The following is an 18,102-nucleotide window of genomic DNA, read 5'->3' on the forward strand; positions in this document are numbered from 1 at the left end:
GGCGGCAGGCATCCCCACCCCGAGCGGCTCGGCTACACCTGGCTCGAGTTCGGCCGCCGCGCCGCCGACGGCAGGACCGAGTTCCGGACGATCGGCCACCGGCACGCCACCACCGGCACGCCACCCTTTCCGAATCCGGTCGCCTGGAGTAGACAGACGGGAGACCGACCGGCGGATCGGCCTCCCGGCCGCCGGCCCGGCAGAGAGGCAGTGCCCATGGCCGCCGACGACCGGGGCGACTTCACCGGCCGCTGGGAACACGAGAAGACCCACCTGCGCAAGGCGTTCTTCCGGCTCGACATCGCGGCGTTCCTCATCTGCGCGCTGGTCGGCCTCGACACCCTGGGCACGGTCGCCGCCAAGGGCCCGCAGGGCCTGGTCTGGCTGCTGTTCCTGGCGGTGTTCTTCTTCCTGCCGTACGGGCTGCTCGCCGCCGAGCTCGGATCCTCGTTCCCGTTCGAGGGCGGGCCGTACGTCTGGACGAAGCTGGCCTTCGGCCGGTTCGCCGCCGGCGTCAACCAGGTGCTCTACTGGCTGTCCAACCCGGTCTGGCTCGGCGGCACGCTCACCATCGTCGCCGTCACCACCTGGGAGAAGTTCTTCTTCGCCCTGCCGGGCGGCTGGAAGTACGCCGGCGGCGCGGTCTTCGTCTGGATCGGCGCGCTGGCGGTGCTGCTCGCGTTCCGCGTCGGCAAGTGGCTGCCCACGATCGGGGCCGTCGCCCGCGTCGTCCTGATCGGCGCCTTCCTCGTCTCGGTGGTCGTCTACGGCGCCGAGCACGGCGTCCACCTGCGCGGAGCCGATCTGGGGCCCACCTACATCGGGTTCGTCGGGCTGGTGCCGGTCCTCGTCTTCAACTACGTCGGCTTCGAACTGCCCAGCACGGCGGCCGAGGAGATGACCGACCCGCACCGGGACGTGCCCGTCGCCATCGCCCGCTCCGGCGTGCTCGCGGTGGTCCTGTACGGCGCGCCGATCCTCGGCACCCTCCTGGTGCTTCCCCCCACGGCCATCGGCAGCCTGGGCGGGTTCGTCGACGCGTGCAAGGCCGTGTTCACGGTGTACGGCGGACACGTGGCGGCCGACGGCTCGGTGACGCTGACCGGCGCGGGCTCGGTCATGGGCAAGATCGCCGCACTCGGGCTCATCATCGGGGTGCTGACCAGCGGCATCACCTGGTCGATGGGCGGCGACCGGGCCCAGGCCGTGGCATGCGCGGACGGCGCCGGACCGGCGTTCCTCGGGAGGTTCTCCGCCCGCTTCGGCACCCCGGTCCGGGTGAACATCCTGTCGTCCGTCGTGTCGACGGTCGTCATGGCGGCGGCGTTCCTGCTGACCAAGGGCAACGCGCAGAAGTACTTCTCCGCGGTGCTCGGGCTGGCCATCTCCACCACCTTCATCTCCTACCTGCTCGCCTTCCCGAGCCTGTACGTCCTGCGCCGCCGGCTGCCCGACGTCGAACGGCCGTACCGCGCGCCCGCCGCGGGCCTGGTGGCGGCGCTGCCGACGCTGTTCGTCGTCTTCACCCTCGTGCAGCTCGTGTGGCCGGGGCTGGGAGTCGGCTGGTTCGGCACGTCGGGCGACCCCGCCGGCTCCCTGCCCGCGGGCTTCGCCCACGACCGGCTCGGCTACCTGGTGAGCCAGCTGGTGCCGCTCGCCCTGTGCGTCGGCCTCGGCGTGCTGTTCTACGTGCTCGGAACGCCCACGCGCCGGGCGCGCCGGTCCGCGGCGGAGCCCGGCCCGTCCTCCAGCGGGGACGACCCGGCCGGCCGATGAGCCCGGACGACGAGCCCTTGTCCGGTCGCGAGGGCCGACCGATACTGGCTCGAGGATCAGTGAGGAGTCGCCGTGTACGACGTCGTCGTGGTCGGCGGTGGGCACAACGGACTCGTGGCCGCCGCCTACCTGGCGAAGGCGGGCCTGCGGGTCTGCGTCTGTGAGGCGCGCGAGGTCGTGGGCGGGGCCGCCGTGAGCGAGCATCCCTTCGGCCCGGACTACACGGTCACCTCCCTGTCGTACGTCGTCAGCCTGCTGCCGCCCGCCCTGGTCCGCGACCTGCGGCTCGACCGGCACGGCTACCACGTGTACCCGCAGGGTCCGTACTTCGCGCCGCGCGCCGACGGCGGGCACCTGCGGCTGCCCGACGATCCGGCGCGGCGCCGGGCGGAGATCGAGCGCTTCTCCTCCAAGGACGCCGCGGCCTACGAACGCTGGGACTCATGGATGGGCGAGCTCGGCCGGATCCTCGCGCCGCTGCTGGACCAGATCCCGCCGAAGCTCGGCTCCCGCCGGCCCGCCGACCTCCTGCGGCAGGCCGCGCTGCTGCGCGCCCTGCGCCGCGTCGACGTGCGCTCGGCGGTCGACGTGACCCGGATCCTGACCGACAGCATCGCCGACCTGGTCGAGGACCACTTCGACTCCGACGCGATGCGGGGCGTGCTGTCGGTGTCCGGCGTCATCGGCACCTGGGCGGGCCCCCGATCCGCCGGCACGGCGTACGTCATGCTGCACCACCACGTCGGTGAGACGACGTGGGGGTTCCCACGCGGCGGCATGGGCGGCGTGACCCGGGCGCTGGCCGCGGCCGCCCGCGGGTTCGGCGCCGAGATCCGCACGTCCGCGCCGGTGGCCCGCGTCGATGTCCGCGCCGGCCGGGCCACCGGCGTCACGCTGGAGTCCGGCGAGGAGCTGACGGCCGGCACCGTCATCACGACGGCGCATCCGAAGATCTCGTTCCTGCGGCTCGTGGACCGCCGCGATCTGCCGGCCGACTTCGTCGCGGACATCGAGCGCTGGAAGACCCGAAGCGGCACCGTCAAGATCAACCTGGCGGTGGACCGGCTGCCGGAGTTCCGCGGCGTCTCCGGCCTCGACCCGGAGGCGCACGGCGGCACGATCGTGCTCGCCGAGTCGCTCGACGACATCGAGGGGGCCTACCAGGACGCCGTGGCCGGCCGGGCCGCCGCGCTGCCGTTCGCGGACATCTGCATTCCCAGCGTGTTCGACGACTCTCTGGCGCCCGAGGGCCACCACGTCGTGTCGATGTTCACCCAGTGGGTGCCGCACACCTGGCACGCCGAGCAGCCGGCGGCGGAGCTGGACGCGTACGCCGACCGGGTGATCGCCCGGATGGAGGCCGTCGCGCCGGGCTTCACCTCCTCGATCCTGCGCCGGCAGGTGATCGGGCCGTACGACATGGAGCACGAGTACCACCTGATCGGCGGCAACATCTTCCACGGCGAGCTGACGCCGGGCCAGATGTTCCACGCGCGGCCCGCGGCGGGCTACGCCGACCTGCGCACGCCGATCAGGGGGCTCTACCAGGCCGGGTCGGCCACGCACGGGGGCGGCGGCGTCACCGGCGTGCCCGGTCGCAACGTCGTCGCGCAGGTGCTCGCGGACCGCCGCAGGAGACGTTGACCTGTCCGCCGGCGCGTGGAGCCGTCTGCGGCGGGCGGAGAATCCGCTGACGGGGTGACGCGGGGCGGGGTCCTCGCCGGCGACGTACCCCTGCCACTCGCCCGCGCCACGCCGGCGGCGGTCAGCCTTGATCTCCGCGGCCGTACCGCTTGGACAGGATCGGATCGGTCTCCCACCAGGGCCGCATCATCTCCGGGCCCGGGTCCGGCGCGTCCGCCGGACGAGCGGCCCGCCGGGCGGCGGCCTCCTCGTCGAGCCGACGGTCGACCTCGATCTGCGCCCGCCGATCCTGACGGAACATCCGCACGCCGAGCGCCGCGAGGAAGGGCAGCCCGGCGATGTCGCCCAGCACCCACAGCGTTCCGCCGCCCCAGACCTGGTCCTGCCGCAGCGACGGGCCCCACGTACGGTGCAGGCCCGCGTAGTACGACGCCGCGATCAGCCGGTGCCCGAAGATCAGGAGGAGGCCGAGCGCGCCATCGAAGATCACCTCGCTGAACGTGATGCCGAAGCCGACCAGATGCGGGTACTCGCGGGCCACGGGGTCGAGCTGCAGACGCGGCCAGAAGTACAGCGATCCGAAGATGACGAGCTCGACGGGCAGCAGCGCGTTGAACACGCCGCTGCGAAGGGTCAGCTCGTACCACGGCGTGAAGTAGAGCAGCCAGGGCGGAGCGATCAACATCACGGTGGAGACGAGCGGGAACATCAGGGCCCGGGAGAGACGGCCGCGCAACGCCGCACGCAGCCGTTCCCGCCGCCGCGGCGGCAGCGCCTCGGCCAGCAGCGTCACGGGCGCGCCCAGCGCCAGCAGGAGCGGGACGACCGTGAGCAGCAACGTGACCTGCGCCGCGCGAGCGGTGAACAGGACCCGCTCGTAGACGCCGATGAAGGAACAGACGCAGACGGCCCACAGGACCAGGCCGCTCAGGAACCACGCCGTCCGGCCGACGGGCCATTCGCCGTCGCGGCGTACCTGGTGCACGCTCGCGAGGTACACCGCCCCGGCGCCGAGGATGATGACCATGCTCAGCGGCGCGAACGTCCAGGCGGTGAACACCCTGGTCCAGGTCAGCGGCTCGACTGCCATCTCCTTACTCCATGGTCGCGAAGCGGCCGGTCACGGTGTCGCCCCGCCGGGACGCCGGGCGTGCCGCCGATCTCGGCACATGACACTCCGTCACCGGACAAGCGTATGACGGCGGGGGCGGGCGTCCTCAGACCGGGGGCGGCGAGGTGCCGTGCACCGCCTGGATGTCCAGGACGACGCGGAGCGTCGTGCCGATCGCGCCGATCCCGGCCGCCATGATCTGGTTGTAGGTCATCGCGAAGTCCTCACGGCGCAGTTCGGTGGTGGCGCGGAACGCGGCGCGGACGCCGCCCCACAGGTCCGGGCCGGTGCCGAGGTAGGTCAGGTCCAGCTCCGCCGGGCGGCGTACGCCCTTCAACGTCAGCTCTCCGTGCACGGTCCATCGGTCGCCGCCGGCCGGGACGACGTGCGTGCCCGCGTAGGTGATCACCGGGAACCGCTCGACGTCGAGGAAGTCGCCGCCTCGCAGGTGCTCATCGCGAGAGGAGTTGGCGGTGTCGATGGAGGCGGCCTTGATCTCGGCGTCAACCCGGGAGCGTTCGACGGGCCGGCCGACGTCGACGCGGCCGCCGAACTCCCCGAACCGCCCGTGGATGCTCGACAGGCCCAGGTGCCGGACGCTGATCAGGATGCTGGAGTGCGCCGGGTCGATGGACCACGGGCCCGGTGGCGGCAGGTCGATGCCGGTCTGGCGGTCCAGCACGACCGTGCCGAGCTCTGCGGTGCCCGCCGCGCCCACGCGTGCGGTCGAGGCCGACGGCGTGTACCCGATCGCCGTGACGATCGCGGTGTAGCGGCCGGCCGGCAGCGCCTCGGTGCGGACGACGCCCTCGGGGTCCGCCTCGGCGCGGCAGACCTGGTGCCCGGTCATGTCGGCGACCGTCACGACCGCGTGCGGCACCGCCCAGCCGTCCGTGGTCCGGACCCGTGCGCGCAGGCCCCGGTCGTCCGTCATGCCTCCTCCTCGGGGGGATGGCGCAAGGTCAGGCCGAACGCTTCGGAGCCGTTCTCCCCCGCCACCACCGCCACGGCGGTCGGCGGGTAACCCGTGGCGATCACGGTGTACGGGCCGGGGTCGAGGTCCTCGAAGGCGTACGCGCCGTCGGGGCCGGTGGTGGCCGTGGCGACGACGTTGCCGGCGGCGTCCACCAGGGTGACCCGCGCGTCGGCCAGCAGGAGATCGTCGCTGCCGGCGCGTACGGTGCCGCGCACGCGCGCGCCGGCGGGCAGCTCCACCTCACAGCGCGTGGTGCCGCCCGCGCCGACCTCCACGGTCAGCGCCGCCGGCCGGTGGCCGCCCGCGCTGACCGCCACGACGCACGTACCCGCGACCAGGTCGTCGAAGACGAACGCGCCGTCGTCGCCGGTCTGCGCGGATCCGATCACCTCGCCGTGGGCGTCCGTCACGACGACGACCGCCGCGGCGACCGGCCGGCCCGTCGCCGCGGCGCGTACGACACCCGCGAGGCTCGCGGTGCCGGACAGCGTCACGTCATGGCTCAGGGGGTCGTCACCGAGGACGACGGTGGCCGCCCGCGGCTGATGCCCGTCGGCCGCCGTGATCAGCATGTACGGGCCGCCGCCCGGCGCGCACAGCGCGTACGTGCCGTCGGGCCCGGTCACGGCCCGGTCGACCTGACGTCCGCCGAGGTCGATGAGGGTGAGCGCGGCACCGGACATCGGGCCGCCCTCGGCACCGTTCACCCGGCCGCCGACCCGCGCGCCGTCGGGCCCGTCGCATGCTCCGGCCGACCCGGTCCGGGCGTACACCAGGCGCGACTCGCCCCGCGCGCCGTCGTCCCGCGACGCCTCGGCGTACGTCCCGACGGCGGCCAGCTCCCGGGGCGGTTCGGCCTCGGCGCTCCTCGCCTCACGCGGGAGGTCGGCAACGGATCGGACGGGCTCCGCGACGCGCGGCGCGCCCCGGCCGTTGACGAGCGCCGCGACGATGATCGCGGCCAGGCCGACGGCACCCATCACCCACCAGAGGGCGACCTGGAAACCGTGTACGAGCCCGGCCGCGGCGAGTGCGGGCGACGGGCGGCCGGCGGCGTGGGCCGCGATGTAGCTCGTCGCCGCGGTGGTGCCGATGGTGTTCAGCAGGGCGGTGCCGAGCGAGCCGCCGACCTGCTGCGAGGTGTTGACCATGGCGGAGGCGATGCCGGCGTCCCGCGGGTTCACGCCGAGCGTGGCCAGGTTCATGGCGGGCATCATCGTCGTGCCGAGGCCGAGACCGAGCAGCAGCTGGGAGGGCAGCACCATGTCGACGTAGGCGCTGTCGACCCGCAGGCGCAGGAGCAGCGCGATACCGCACTCCGCGACGAGCAGGCCGGGGACCATCAGCAGGCGCGCCGGCACATGGTTCATCAGCCGCGCGGAGATCTGCGTCGAGCCGGTGATCATTCCGGCGGTGAGCGGCAGGAACGCCAGGCCGGTCCGGACCGGCGAGTAGTGCCGGACGGTCTGCAGGTAGTAGGTCATGAACAGGAACAGGCCGAACATGCCGATCACCGACAGGCCGACCGCGAGGTAGGCGCCGCCGCGGTTGCGGTCGAGGACGACGCGCAGGGGCAGCAGCGGGGCCCTCGTCAGCGCCTCGACCACGACGAACGCCACGAGCAGCATGCCCGCTGCGACCAGCAGGCCGATGACGCCGTGGTCGCCCCACCCCGCCGACTCGGCGCGGGTGAAGCCGTACACGAGCGCGGCCAGCCCGCCGGTGACGAGCACGACGCCGGGGAGGTCGAGGCGCGCGCCGTCATGCGGCGCGGGATCGCGGACGAACGCCAGCGCGCCGATGAGCCCGATGACGGCGATCGGCACGTTGACGTACAGCGCCCAGCGCCAGTTCAGGTACTCGGTGAGCAGGCCGCCGAGGATCAGGCCGATCGCGGCGCCGCCGCCCGCGATCGCGCCGTAGATGCCGAACGCCTTGGCGCGCTCCTTCGCGACCGTGAACGTCACGGCCAGCAGCGATAAGGCCGAGGGGGCGAGCAGCGCGCCGAACGCGCCCTGCAGCGCGCGGGCGCCGAGCAGCATCGCCTCGTCGACCGCGGCGCCGCCGACGGCCGACGCGCCCGCGAACCCGATCAGGCCGATGAGGAAGGCGCGCCTGCGGCCGATCAGGTCGCCGACCCGGCCGCCGAACAGCAGCAGCCCACCGAACGCGAGCGTGTAGGCGGTGATGATCCATTGCCGGTTCGCATCCGAGATGTCCAGCGCCCGCTGTGCCGACGGGAGCGCGATGTTCACGATGGTCGCGTCCAGGACGACCATCAACTGGGCGAGAGCGATGAAGATCAGTGCGATCCAGCGACGGGGAACCAGAACCGAGGCGGTCGTCGACATGAGGAGAGGTCTCCTAGTGCGGTGTCGGGCGGGCCTGCCGGCGATCGAAGATCAAGGAACCGGGCGGCGGGAGGCGTCGTGAAGTCGCCACCCCCTTGTCGCCCCGAGATGATCTCACATTGTGTATCTGTTCCGACACTGAGGGTACATCACTGCTTAGCATGGATAAAGGCCGCATGACGGACCGTGGCAACAACGTGACCATCCGAAGCCCCCCGGCCGTGGTGCGGTGCCGCCGATCGGAGCTCATCCCGAGCCCCGAGCAGCCGCTTCGTGCGGTGGCGCACCTGCGGGACCACCCCGGCGGCACGGGGCGGACCTCGCCGAGGATCGACGCGATCCGCTGATCCGGGCGGGCACGATGCGGCAGTATCGGGCGCGCCGGATAAGGGGCGACGCCAGGACCTGCGACGTCGGTGGTGGAGGATGGGAGAGTTGGCGGGCGTGCGCTGAGCCCGGTGGGGAAGGAGAGCAGTGACGACATCCATGCGTCCACGTCCGAGCGGGGGCTCGGACACGATCGGCCGGCCCGTCGGCCGCGTGGACACGGCACCCGCGCCGGGCCACCGCGGAGGGTGGGTCCGCCGATGCCTCGCCGTGCCGGTGCGCCACCCGTGGATGGTGACCCTTTCACTCGGCCTTCTCGTCATCGCCCTCAACCTCCGGGGCCCTGACCTGCCGGCGCAGTACTTCCGCACCTGGGTGGCGCGTAACGCGGGCCTGGTGGCGTTCAACAACCAGTGGTACGACGGACACAGCCTGCCCGGCTACAGCGTCCTGTTCCCGCCGATCGCCGCGGTCCTGGGCGCGCGGATGACCGGCCTGCTCGCCTGCACCGTCATCACCTGGGCGGCCTGCCGGCTGCTGCCCGGCCCCCGCGACAGCGCGCAGATCTTCTTCCGCCTGGCGCTCGCCATCGGCATCGTCGGCGAGCTGATCATCGGGCAGTTGCCCTTCGCCCTCGGGCTGGCCTTCGGGCTCGCCGCGCTGCTCGCCGCGCTGGAAGGTCTCCCGTCGCTGGTGCTGCTGATGGCCGCCTGCTGCTCGCTGTCCAGTCCGCTCGCGGGACTGTTCCTGCTCCTCGCCGGCCTGAGCTGGGCGCCTCAGGCCGGCTGGCGGCGGGTCGCTCCGCTCGGCTCCGCGGCCCTGGGCATGGTCGTCTCGTTCGTCACCGGCGGCGGCAGCGGCCGGTTCCCCTTCCCCCTGGTGAACCTCCTCGGCGTGCTGCTGTTCAGCATCCTGACCCTGGCCATCGCACCCCGGAGCAGCACTCTGATCCGCCGCTTCGCGGTGATCTACGGCACCCTCAGCGCGGCGCTCTTCTTCGTGCCCAACCCGGTCGGCGCGAACATCGCCCGGCTGGGCAGCACGCTCGCGCTGCCGGCGGCGGGCTACCTGCTGCTCCGCTACGGCCGGCGGCTGGTGCTGGCGCTGTTGATCGTGCCGCTGCTCAGCTGGCAGTTGGTGCCCGTGGCGACCGCCCTGGCCAACTCGGCCGGAGACCCGTCGTCCAGCGCCTCCTACTACGCCGGTCTGCAGTCGTTCCTGGCGACCCGCAACCCGGCGGCGGGCCGGCTCGAGGTCCCCTTCACGCGCGAACACTGGGAGACCGTGTTCCTCGCCCAGCGGTTCCCGCTCGCACGCGGCTGGGAACGGCAGCTCGACCTCCGCTACTCCCCCGCCCTCTACAGGCCGCTGACCGCGGACGGCTACCGCGCCTGGCTGAACGCCAACGCCGTCGGCCTGGTCGCGCTGCCCGACGTCCCGCTCGACCGAGGCGGCCTCTCCGAGGCCGCGCTGCTGGCCAACCCGCCCTCGTACCTCCATGAGGTCTGGCACGACGCGCACTGGAAGGTCTGGGAGGTGGCCGACGGGGTTCCGCTGGCCTCGGGCCCGGCCACACTGCGCACGCTGGCGGTCTCGTCGTTCATCCTGGACTTCCCGACGGCCGGCACCGAGACGGTCCGCATCCACGCCAACGACATGTGGGGCGTCGCCGACGGCGGCGCGGCCTGTCTCACCACCACGGCCGACGGCTGGTTCCAGGTGACGGCGCTCCGGCCCGGCTCGGTGCGTGTCCACGCCACCGTCGGGAACATCATCGACCGCGACGTCCATCCCGAGTGCGCCTTCGCCGGGTCGCCCGACCCGTCGATGTCCCCCGGCTGAGCCACGCCCGCGTACCCGATCCGTAGCCGTCTGACTCGGGCCTCTGCCTCGGCAAAGAACTCCGGGCACGAACTTGGTGCCGGCCAAGGAAGGCGCGGGGGTGGAGGCCGTCCGCACGGGTAGCGCTCGTGCATGGGCCCCTGGGGAAAGCGGGACGACATCCTGGTGCACCGGTGCGAGCCGTTCAACGCCGAGCCGCCGCGGCACGCGCTCGCCCGGCACCCGCTCACCGGGACGGAGAGCTTCTACAGCCGCAACCACGGCCCGGTCCCCCGCGTCGACGCCGAGACCTGGCTGCTGCGCGTGGACGGCCTGGTGGACCGGCCCCTGACGCTGTCGCTCAACGAGCTGCGCGAGCGGTTCGAGGAGCGCGAGCTCGTCGCCACCGTGCAGTGCGCGGGCAACCGCCGGGCGGGCCTGCTCGCGGTCCGGGACATCCCCGGCGAGGACCCGTGGGGGCCCGGTGCCACCTCCACCGCCCGCTGGACCGGCGTACGCCTGGCCGACGTGCTCGCCGCCGCCGGCGTGCGGTCCGGCACTCGGCACGTCGCCTTCGCCGCGCCCGACGTCTCGCGGCTCGCCGATCCGCCACAGCCCTTCGGCGGCTCCGTCCCGCTGGCCAAGGCGATCTCCGGCGAGGTCCTCCTGGCGTGGGGGATGAACGGCCGGCCCCTGCCCGAAGCGCACGGCGCCCCGCTGCGGGTGATCGTCCCCGGGTGGATCGGCGCGCGCAGCGTCAAGTGGCTGGAGCGCGTCACCGCGCAGGCCGAACCGTCGGGCAACTACTTCCAGGCCGTCGCCTACCGCGTCCTGCCGCCGGACGCGGACCCCGACCGGACCGCTCCGGGCACGGGCATCTCACTCGGCCCGGTCGCCGTCAACTGCGCTATCCTGGCACCCGACGGCGGCACGCCGCTGCCGCCGGGGCCGACGGAGATCACCGGTTACGCGTACGCCGGCGAGGACCGGACCGTGGCCCGGCTGGACGTCTCCCTCGACGAGGGCCGCACCTGGGCCCAGGCCGAGCTCGACGCGCCGCCGAGCCCCTGGGCGTGGCAGCACTGGCGCCTCACCGTCGAGCTGCCGGCCGGTGAGACGGTCGTCACCGCGCGGGCCTGGGACTCCACCGGCGCGACGCAGCCGGAGACCCCCGCCGCGGTCTGGAATCCGAAGGGCTACGCCAACAACTCCTGGGACCGCGTCCGCCTGACGACGACCGGGCCCGGTCCGGACGCGCGATAGGGGGCGTCCGGCCCCATTGCCGGACACCCCCTGGATCGTGGCGGCTCAGTAGCCGTGCACCCCGTCCGGCCAGCGCAGCTCCACCCCGGACCTGACCAGCCGTGCCTGGTAGTCGGACAGCAGGTCCGCCTTCTCGCGGACGGCGTACGGCGTCGCGGACCGCTCCATGCAGAACGCCGCGAGGGTGCCCGCCGCCTCGCCGATGTTCCACTCGACGGGGTGCAGACGGTACGCGCCGTTGCTGATGTGCGTGGTGCCGATGTTCTTGGCCGCGGCCACGAGGTTGCGCATCCGCCGGGGGATCAGGGCGCCCAGCGGAATCTCGAACGGCGAGCAGCCCACGTCGATGTAGTTGTCGCCGCCGGTCGAGGGGTGCAGGTCGATCCGGTACATGCCGACGCCGACCGAGTCCTCGTACCGGACCGCGCCCTTGTCGCCGCGCACGGCCAGGGACAGGTCCTGCTCGGGCACGGTGTACAGCGCGCGGATCCGGCGCGACTCCCTGATGTAGGGGGCCTGGGCGAGGCCGTCGGCGCCGCCGGTGACGTCGCCGCGCAGCCGCAGCCCCGGGTATCCGGTGCCGCCGTCCGGCCGCGGCGCCTCGGTCTGCATCCAGTACAGCGCCGACCGCGACAGCTCCCGCGCGGCCTCCACGTGCCGGTCGGCGTCCGGCACGTCGATGATCGAACCGTCGAAGTAGTCGATCATCGGCCAGTTCACCAGCGTGATGTCGCTGGCGTAGGCGCCGTCCTCGAACAGGCCCCGCGCCGCGATCCGGCGGAAGGACCACAGGTCCAGGTCGCCTCCGAAGCGCTGCTGGTCGCCCAGGACGGCCATCGGGTCGCCCTCGGGGTTCGGCGTGAAGGTCCGCTCGACCGGCTCCAGCGTGCGCGGGATCGGAGCCCGCCACGACAGCAGGCGGTCTCCCCAGAAGTCCGGTTGGTACGCGCGCCAGTAGTCGTAGGTCTTCGGCCGCTCGATCGTGTGGTCGCCGGGCACGTGGTCCATGGCGAAGCAGACCGAGATGGCCTGCATGTTCTGCGGCTGGGCCTCCGCCGGGGCGCTGGGCTCGCCGGTGTCCGCCTGCGATTCGAAGCCCGTGACGTACTCCGTGCCGGTCAGCGGCAGCAGCTCACCGGTCTCGGTGGCGTCCAGGACGTACTCGGCGGACACGGTCGCCCGCGCGCCGGTGTCGCGGTGCGCGAAGGTCACCGCGGTGACGAGGTCGCCCTCGGTGTCCGCCCCGATCGGCCGGTACGGCTGCAGCACGCGCAGCCGGCCGGAGCCGCGGTAGGGGGCGAGCATGGCCTCGATGACGGCCACGGCGACGCGGGGCTCGTGGCAGAGCCGGCTGACCCAGCCGGCGCCGGGGTTGAGCTCGTCCCACGTGTGGGCCGATCCGGTCAGGGGGTAGTGGTCGCGGTAGTAGTCGCGGATCCCGTCACGCAGCGCGCGATAGGTGGCGGTGACGCCGAAGCGCTCGACCCAGCTGTGCTCGTCCGGAGGGACGGCCTGGCTGGTCAGCTGGCCGCCGAGCCAGTCGTACTCCTCGGTCAGGACGACCGAGGAGCCGGCCTTGGCGAGTGCGAGCGCGGCGGCGACGCCGCCCAGACCTCCGCCCACGACGAGGGCATCGGTGTGAATCTCCATGAGGGGAAGAACTCCTGTGAAGGGCCGCCCGCTGTGATCGATGACGCCAAGGGAAGGAGGGGACGTCCGGTACGGCGGGGCAAGGAAATGTCATCCAGAGATGACGTTTACAACGGCGGGAGTCACCCTGGGTATTCCCCGGCCCGTCACCGCGGGTGCATCGGCGCCGACCCGAGGTGATCGAAACGGTCGTCGCTCCCGAGCGCGCCGAGCCGTGTCAGCGACCGGGACGGCCCGGTCAGGCGGTGCCCTGGTCGAGGAGTTCGAGCAGGTGGTGGTAGGTCTCGCCGGTCGCGCGGGTCAGGCCGATCTCGCAGGTCCGGTTGACCGAGGCGTGGGCGGCGAAGTCGCCGCGGGCCACCGACTCCGCCTCCGCGCGGGTCGCCGAGGCGGTCAGCTCCGGGTGGAGCAGGCCGCGGTCGCCGGCGAAGGCGCAGCACTGCCAGCCCTCGGGCACGACGACCTCTTCGGCGACCGCCTCGGCGATGCGGGTGATGTCCCCCGCGAGGCCGAGCCGGGTCGAGGAGCAGGTCGGGTGCAGAGCCAGTGAGGGCAGGCGCCGGGCCGCGGGCAGCCGGGGCAGGACGCGCCGCGCCACGAAGCTCACCGCGTCCAGCACTTCGACGGCCGGCCCGGCCGCGGCGGCGAGCCGGCGGAACCCCTCCGTGCAGGACGCGGCGTCGCTGATCACCGGGATCCGGCCGCCGTCCGTGGCGGCGAGCAGGGACTCGCGCACCTTGCGGCGCATGACCTCGTACCCCTTGGTGAAGCCCTTGGACGACCACGGAGTGCCACAGCAGAGATTCGCGATGTTCTCGGGCACGCGCAGCCGCAGTCCCGCCCGTTCGCTGAGGCGCCGCACCGCGGCCATGACGCCCGGGCCGCCTTCGGCGGGGGCGAACAGGGTGTTCAGGCAGGAGGGCACGTAGACGGCGTCCGCGTCCGGCGCGGGCGCGGGCCGACGGGGTGAGCCCCCGCTCGGCAGGTCGCGGCTCCACTCCGGGACGGTGTCCGGGTCGCCGATCCGGCGGGCCGCCCGGGCGGCCGCCTCGACGGCCCCGGGTGGTGCCGCGGCCGCGACGTCGAGCGCCTTCTCCATCGCCCGCGTCACCGTCCCCCAGTGGTCGGCGGCGGTCTTCCAGCCGGCCTGGGCGACGCGGCCGTGGCTCTCGGCACGCAGGCGCTTGGTGAGGTCGCCGGTGTTGATCAGTACGGGGCAGGCGGTGGCGCACATGCCGTCCACGGCGCAGGTCTCGACGGCGTCGTACTCGTACTCCCGCTCCAGCCGCCGGGCCAGGTCTTCGTCACCCGCGGCCCGGGCGGCGGCCAGCTCGCGGCGCAGCACGATGCGCTGGCGGGGCGTCGTGGTGAGGTCGCGGCTGGGGCAGACGGGTTCGCAGTAACCGCACTCGACGCACCGGTCGACCTCGGGTTCGACGGTGACGACGGACTTGAGGTCCCGCAGGTGGGCCTGCGGGTCGTCGGTCAGCACGACCCCGGGGTTCAGCGTGTCGCCGGGGTCGCAGAGCCGCTTGACCTCCCGCATCACCGCGTAGAGCTCGTCGCCGTACTGGCGCCGCACGAAGGGGGCCATGACCCGGCCGGTGCCGTGTTCGGCCTTGAGCGTGCCGCCACGGCCGAGGACGGCGTCGACCATGTCCTCGGTGAAGTCCGTGTAGCGCCGCAGGTCCGTACCGAAGTGCTCGTTGAGCATGAAGTGCAGGTTGCCGTCCTTGGCGTGCCCGAAGACGACGCTGCGTTCGTAGCGGTACTTGGCGAACAGCTCCGCGAGATCGTCGCAGAGGTCGGCGAGCGCGGGCACGGGGACGGCGACGTCCTCCAGCAGCGCCGTCGTGCCGCTGGGGCGGGCGCCGGCGACGGAGGCGTACAGGCCCTTGCGGATGTGCCAGAGCGCCGCCCGGCCCTGGGCGTCCCCGCTGAGCCGCGCCGGAGCGGCCAGGTCGAACGCGGCGAACAGCCGCTCGGCCGCGCGTTCGCGGTCGGCGAGGAGCTCGGGGTCTGACTCCTGCCACTCCACCAGCAGCGCGGCGTGGTCCTCCACGGTCAGCGTGCGCAGGACGTCCTCGGCCTTGGGATCCTCCTGGGCGACGAGCAGGGACTCGGCGTCCAGCAGCTCGATGGCGGCCGGGTGCGCCGCGACGATCTCGGGCACCGCGGCCATCGCCGTCCGCAGCGCGGGGAAGACGAGCAGCCCGGTCGCGGCCAGGCGGTGCGCCGGCACTGTGCGCAGGACCGCCTCGGCGACGAAGGCGAGGGTGCCCTCGCTGCCGATGACGAGGTGCGCGAGGATCTGCGCGGGCGAGTCGTGGTCGAGGAAGCTGTTCAGCCCGTAGCCCATGGTGTTCTTCAGCGCGAACTGGGCCGTGATCCGGCGCACCGACTCCGGGTTGCCGCGGATCCGGTCCCGCAGGCGTTCCAGGCCCGCCGCCAGGTCGGGTTCGAGGGCGCGCAGGCGGGCGTCGGCGTCGGGCGCGCCGGTGTCGAGGACGGTCCCGCCGGCCAGCACGAGGACCATCGACTCGAGGGTCTCGTAGGTGTTGGCGTGGGTGCCGCAGGTCATGCCGCTGGAGTTGTTGGCGACGACCCCGCCGATCGTGCAGGCCGACTCGCTGGCCGGGTCGGGCCCCAGCCGGCGGCCGTGGGGGGCGAGCCTGGCGTTGACCTGCCGCAGCACGGCGCCCGGCTGTACCCGGACGCGAGAGCCGCCGTCGAGCACCTCGATGCCGCGGAAGTGCCGCCGGGTGTCCACGAGCAGGTGGTCCGTGACCGCCTGCCCGCTCAGGCTGGTGCCGCCGGAGCGGAACGTCAGCGGCAGACCGGCGCGCATCAGCGCGCCGACCTGCTCCGCGCTGCGGGGCACGAGAACCGCCTGCGGGGTCAGCAGGTAGTGCGACGCATCGTGCGCCATGCCGAGCCGGTCACTCGCACGCGAGCGGGTGATCCCCGGGACCGCGGCCTCGACCGCCGCCAGGACGGCGTGGTCCGGCGCGGGCAGCCTCGGCGATTGTGTGGTGCGGGTGACGCTCATGCTCTCTTCGTCCGATGGGATGTCGCCTACCGGCGTGCGCCGATCGACCTTTTCGGCCAACCTGTCGCATACGTCCGCCACGGCCATGCTAGCGCCGCCGTACACGGACGCCTCTCCTCACCGTAGGCCGGAGACGCTCCACAGGTGGGCGGTCTTGTCCGCCTCCGGCTCTCCCGCGGTCCCGCCGCGCCTCGGATCCCCTCATCTGGAATTCGACATTCGGTCACTTTCAAGGTCTTTTGGAGCGATCCAGCGTTCCGTAGGATGCCGACGCCATTGATCGACATCAGGTGATCGTCCAGCCGGGACCACCGGTAACGAGGAGGCGTCGTGAAGCACGGAGTTCGACGGGGATGGCTCGCGGGCGCCGCGGCCCTCACCCTGTTGTCGGCGACCGGAACGGCGGCGCGTGCGGCCACGCCCGGCACGGCCCCCGGACTCACGGAGACCGGCCGTCCCGCGACGAATGCGGATTCGCTGCCGCTCGGTCCCGCCGGTCTGGCGGAGACCCGCACCACCCAGGACGTGGCCCCGGGCGTCACCCTCACGACCATCACGCGCGGCCGGGTGTCGCCCGACGACTACTGGACCATCGAGGTCGGCATCCCCACCTCCTCCGACGTTCCGCCGTCACCCGACCCGGACGCCGTCACGGCGGTGCTGGGAACGCGCACGGCGGCGGACGCGGTCGTCGCCCAGCTCACGGCGGCCGGCTGGACCGGCCAGGCGCAGCCGGTGTCCACGCCCGCGTTCGCCGACGTCAAGGCCGGCGTGATCGGCTACCGGGTGCGGGTCGGCCGGTACGCCACCCAGGACGCCGCGAACGCCGCCGCCAAGCAACTGAAGGCGGCGCGCTTCAAGCCGTCGGTGGTCTACACCGGCTTCGACGGCGACTCGACCACCGGGCCCTGGGTCGTCCGCGCTCTGACCATCGACTTCCACCGGTTCCGCGGCAGCGTGGCCGAGTCGCACGACGCCACGCTCGCGGGCCGCCGGACGACCACCCAGATCGCCCAGGACACCGGAGCCCTCGCCGCCGTGAACGGCGGGTTCTTCGTCATCTCCGAGAACGACGGGGTGCCCGGCGACACGGCCGGCATCGTCGTGGAACACGGCAGGCTGCTGCACGACGCGACCAACGGCCGGGTGGCGGCGATCCTGCGGGACGGCGGCCGCCGGGTCGAGCTCAAGAAGCTGTGGACCGGCATCGACCTCGTCGACGAGCACGGCCGCACGCACCGGGTCGAGGGACTCAACCGCACGCCCGGAGTGATCCGCGACTGCGGCGGCGACGCGGAGGACAGCCCGACCTCGCTCCCCCGGCACGACGTCACCTGCACGGATCCGAACGAGATGGCGGTGTTCACGCCGGAGTTCGGCGGGCCGCTGCCGACCGGGCCCGGTACCGAGGCCGTCCTGGACGCACGCGGCACGGTCGTGTCGGCCGGCCCGCGCACCACCACGACGGTGCCCGCCGGCGGTCAGGTGATCGAGGCGATCGGCACCGAGGCGTCCTGGCTCGGCGAGCACGCGGTCGTCGGACACCGGCTGCGCCTCCGCACGCAGGTAACCGGCCCCGGCGGCCGGACGGTGCGCTTCGGGCCGAACGACTCGGTCGTCAACGGCGGCCCGCAGCTGGTCACCGACGGCAGGGTCGCCATCGCCCCGCAGGCCGACGGGCTGGTTCACCCGGACGACCCGTCGTTCTACTACGGCTGGGTACTGCGCCGTAATCCGCGCACCATGATCGGCACGGATCGGCGCGGACGGCTCCTGCTCGCCGAGGCGGACGGCCGGCAGGCGTCCCTCAGCCAGGGCCTGTCCATCGCCGAGACCGGACAGGTGATGAAGAGCCTCGGCGCGGTCCAGGCGATGAACCTCGACGGCGGCGGCTCGTCGACGATGGTCGTCGGCGGCCAGATGATCAACTCGCCCTCGGACGCCACCGGCCAGCGTCCCGTCGGCGACGCCGTCGTCGTCCTGCCGTCCCGCCGCTAGCCGTAGGCGCGCCGGGGGATCCGTCTCCGCGCGGAGTTCGAACGGCTCCTGCCGTCACCGACCCGGCGGCGGCGCTCCCCCGGCCCGTCTCCCCTGCGGCGCGCCCCCATGGCACCTCGCCGACCTCGGCTGATTA

The 18,102-nt window shown here is 73.2% G+C and carries 11 protein-coding genes; 6 read left to right on the forward strand and 5 right to left on the reverse strand.

Annotated features, from left to right (window positions below):
* Together AB0K82_RS32190 and AB0K82_RS32195 are read left to right on the forward strand one after the other, a co-directional pair.
* Positions 1-1,776: amino acid permease (locus AB0K82_RS32190; protein WP_364404295.1), on the forward strand; the 1,776-nt coding region annotated here is incomplete at its 5' end.
* A gap of 72 nt (positions 1,777-1,848) precedes the next feature.
* Positions 1,849-3,420 (forward strand): NAD(P)/FAD-dependent oxidoreductase, encoded by a 1,572-nt coding sequence (locus tag AB0K82_RS32195; protein WP_364404297.1) that lies wholly within the window; start codon positions 1,849-1,851, stop codon positions 3,418-3,420.
* A gap of 121 nt (positions 3,421-3,541) precedes the next feature.
* On the opposite strand, the gene AB0K82_RS32200 is transcribed toward AB0K82_RS32195, so the two are convergent.
* The 3 genes from AB0K82_RS32200 to AB0K82_RS32210 form a co-directional block, all read right to left on the reverse strand.
* Complete coding sequence (locus AB0K82_RS32200) at positions 3,542-4,510, reverse strand: cytochrome c oxidase assembly protein (protein ID WP_364404299.1); 969 nt, start codon at positions 4,508-4,510, stop codon at positions 3,542-3,544.
* Positions 4,511-4,637: 127 nt separating this feature from the next.
* Positions 4,638-5,465 (reverse strand): YceI family protein, encoded by an 828-nt coding sequence (locus AB0K82_RS32205; RefSeq protein WP_364404300.1) that lies wholly within the window; start codon positions 5,463-5,465, stop codon positions 4,638-4,640.
* Positions 5,462-7,858, reverse strand: a complete 2,397-nt coding sequence (locus AB0K82_RS32210) for an MFS transporter (protein ID WP_364404302.1) — start codon at positions 7,856-7,858, stop codon at positions 5,462-5,464. The genes AB0K82_RS32205 and AB0K82_RS32210 overlap by 4 nt, the downstream gene beginning before the upstream one ends.
* Positions 7,859-8,034: 176 nt before the next feature.
* Here AB0K82_RS32210 and AB0K82_RS32215 point away from each other — a divergent pair, with 176 nt between their 5' ends.
* From AB0K82_RS32215 to AB0K82_RS32225, 3 genes are all read left to right on the forward strand, one after another.
* On the forward strand, positions 8,035-8,205 hold the full coding sequence (locus tag AB0K82_RS32215) for a hypothetical protein (RefSeq protein ID WP_364404304.1): 171 nt from the start codon (positions 8,035-8,037) through the stop codon (positions 8,203-8,205).
* 274 nt (positions 8,206-8,479) lie between these two features.
* Entirely contained in the window at positions 8,480-10,027 is a 1,548-nt protein-coding gene (locus tag AB0K82_RS32220) for a hypothetical protein (RefSeq protein ID WP_364404306.1), read from the forward strand.
* A gap of 132 nt (positions 10,028-10,159) precedes the next feature.
* On the forward strand, positions 10,160-11,269 hold the full coding sequence (locus AB0K82_RS32225) for a sulfite oxidase (protein WP_364404308.1): 1,110 nt from the start codon (positions 10,160-10,162) through the stop codon (positions 11,267-11,269).
* Positions 11,270-11,314: 45 nt separating this feature from the next.
* On the opposite strand, the gene AB0K82_RS32230 is transcribed toward AB0K82_RS32225, so the two are convergent.
* Positions 11,315-12,919 (reverse strand): FAD-dependent oxidoreductase, encoded by a 1,605-nt coding sequence (locus tag AB0K82_RS32230; RefSeq protein WP_364404309.1) that lies wholly within the window; start codon positions 12,917-12,919, stop codon positions 11,315-11,317.
* Positions 12,920-13,157: 238 nt separating this feature from the next.
* A complete protein-coding gene (locus AB0K82_RS32235) occupies positions 13,158-15,968 on the reverse strand; it encodes an FAD-binding and (Fe-S)-binding domain-containing protein (protein ID WP_364404311.1) in 2,811 nt (936 codons plus the stop codon).
* A gap of 330 nt (positions 15,969-16,298) precedes the next feature.
* Between AB0K82_RS32235 and AB0K82_RS32240 the strand changes: the two genes are divergently transcribed.
* Entirely contained in the window at positions 16,299-17,966 is a 1,668-nt protein-coding gene (locus AB0K82_RS32240; RefSeq protein WP_364404313.1) for a phosphodiester glycosidase family protein, read from the forward strand.
* Positions 17,967-18,102: the final 136 nt, after the last annotated feature.

This window comes from Actinoallomurus sp. NPDC052274 (assembly GCF_040679475.1).
In the GTDB taxonomy this organism is placed as follows: domain Bacteria; phylum Actinomycetota; class Actinomycetes; order Streptosporangiales; family Streptosporangiaceae; genus Actinoallomurus; species Actinoallomurus liliacearum.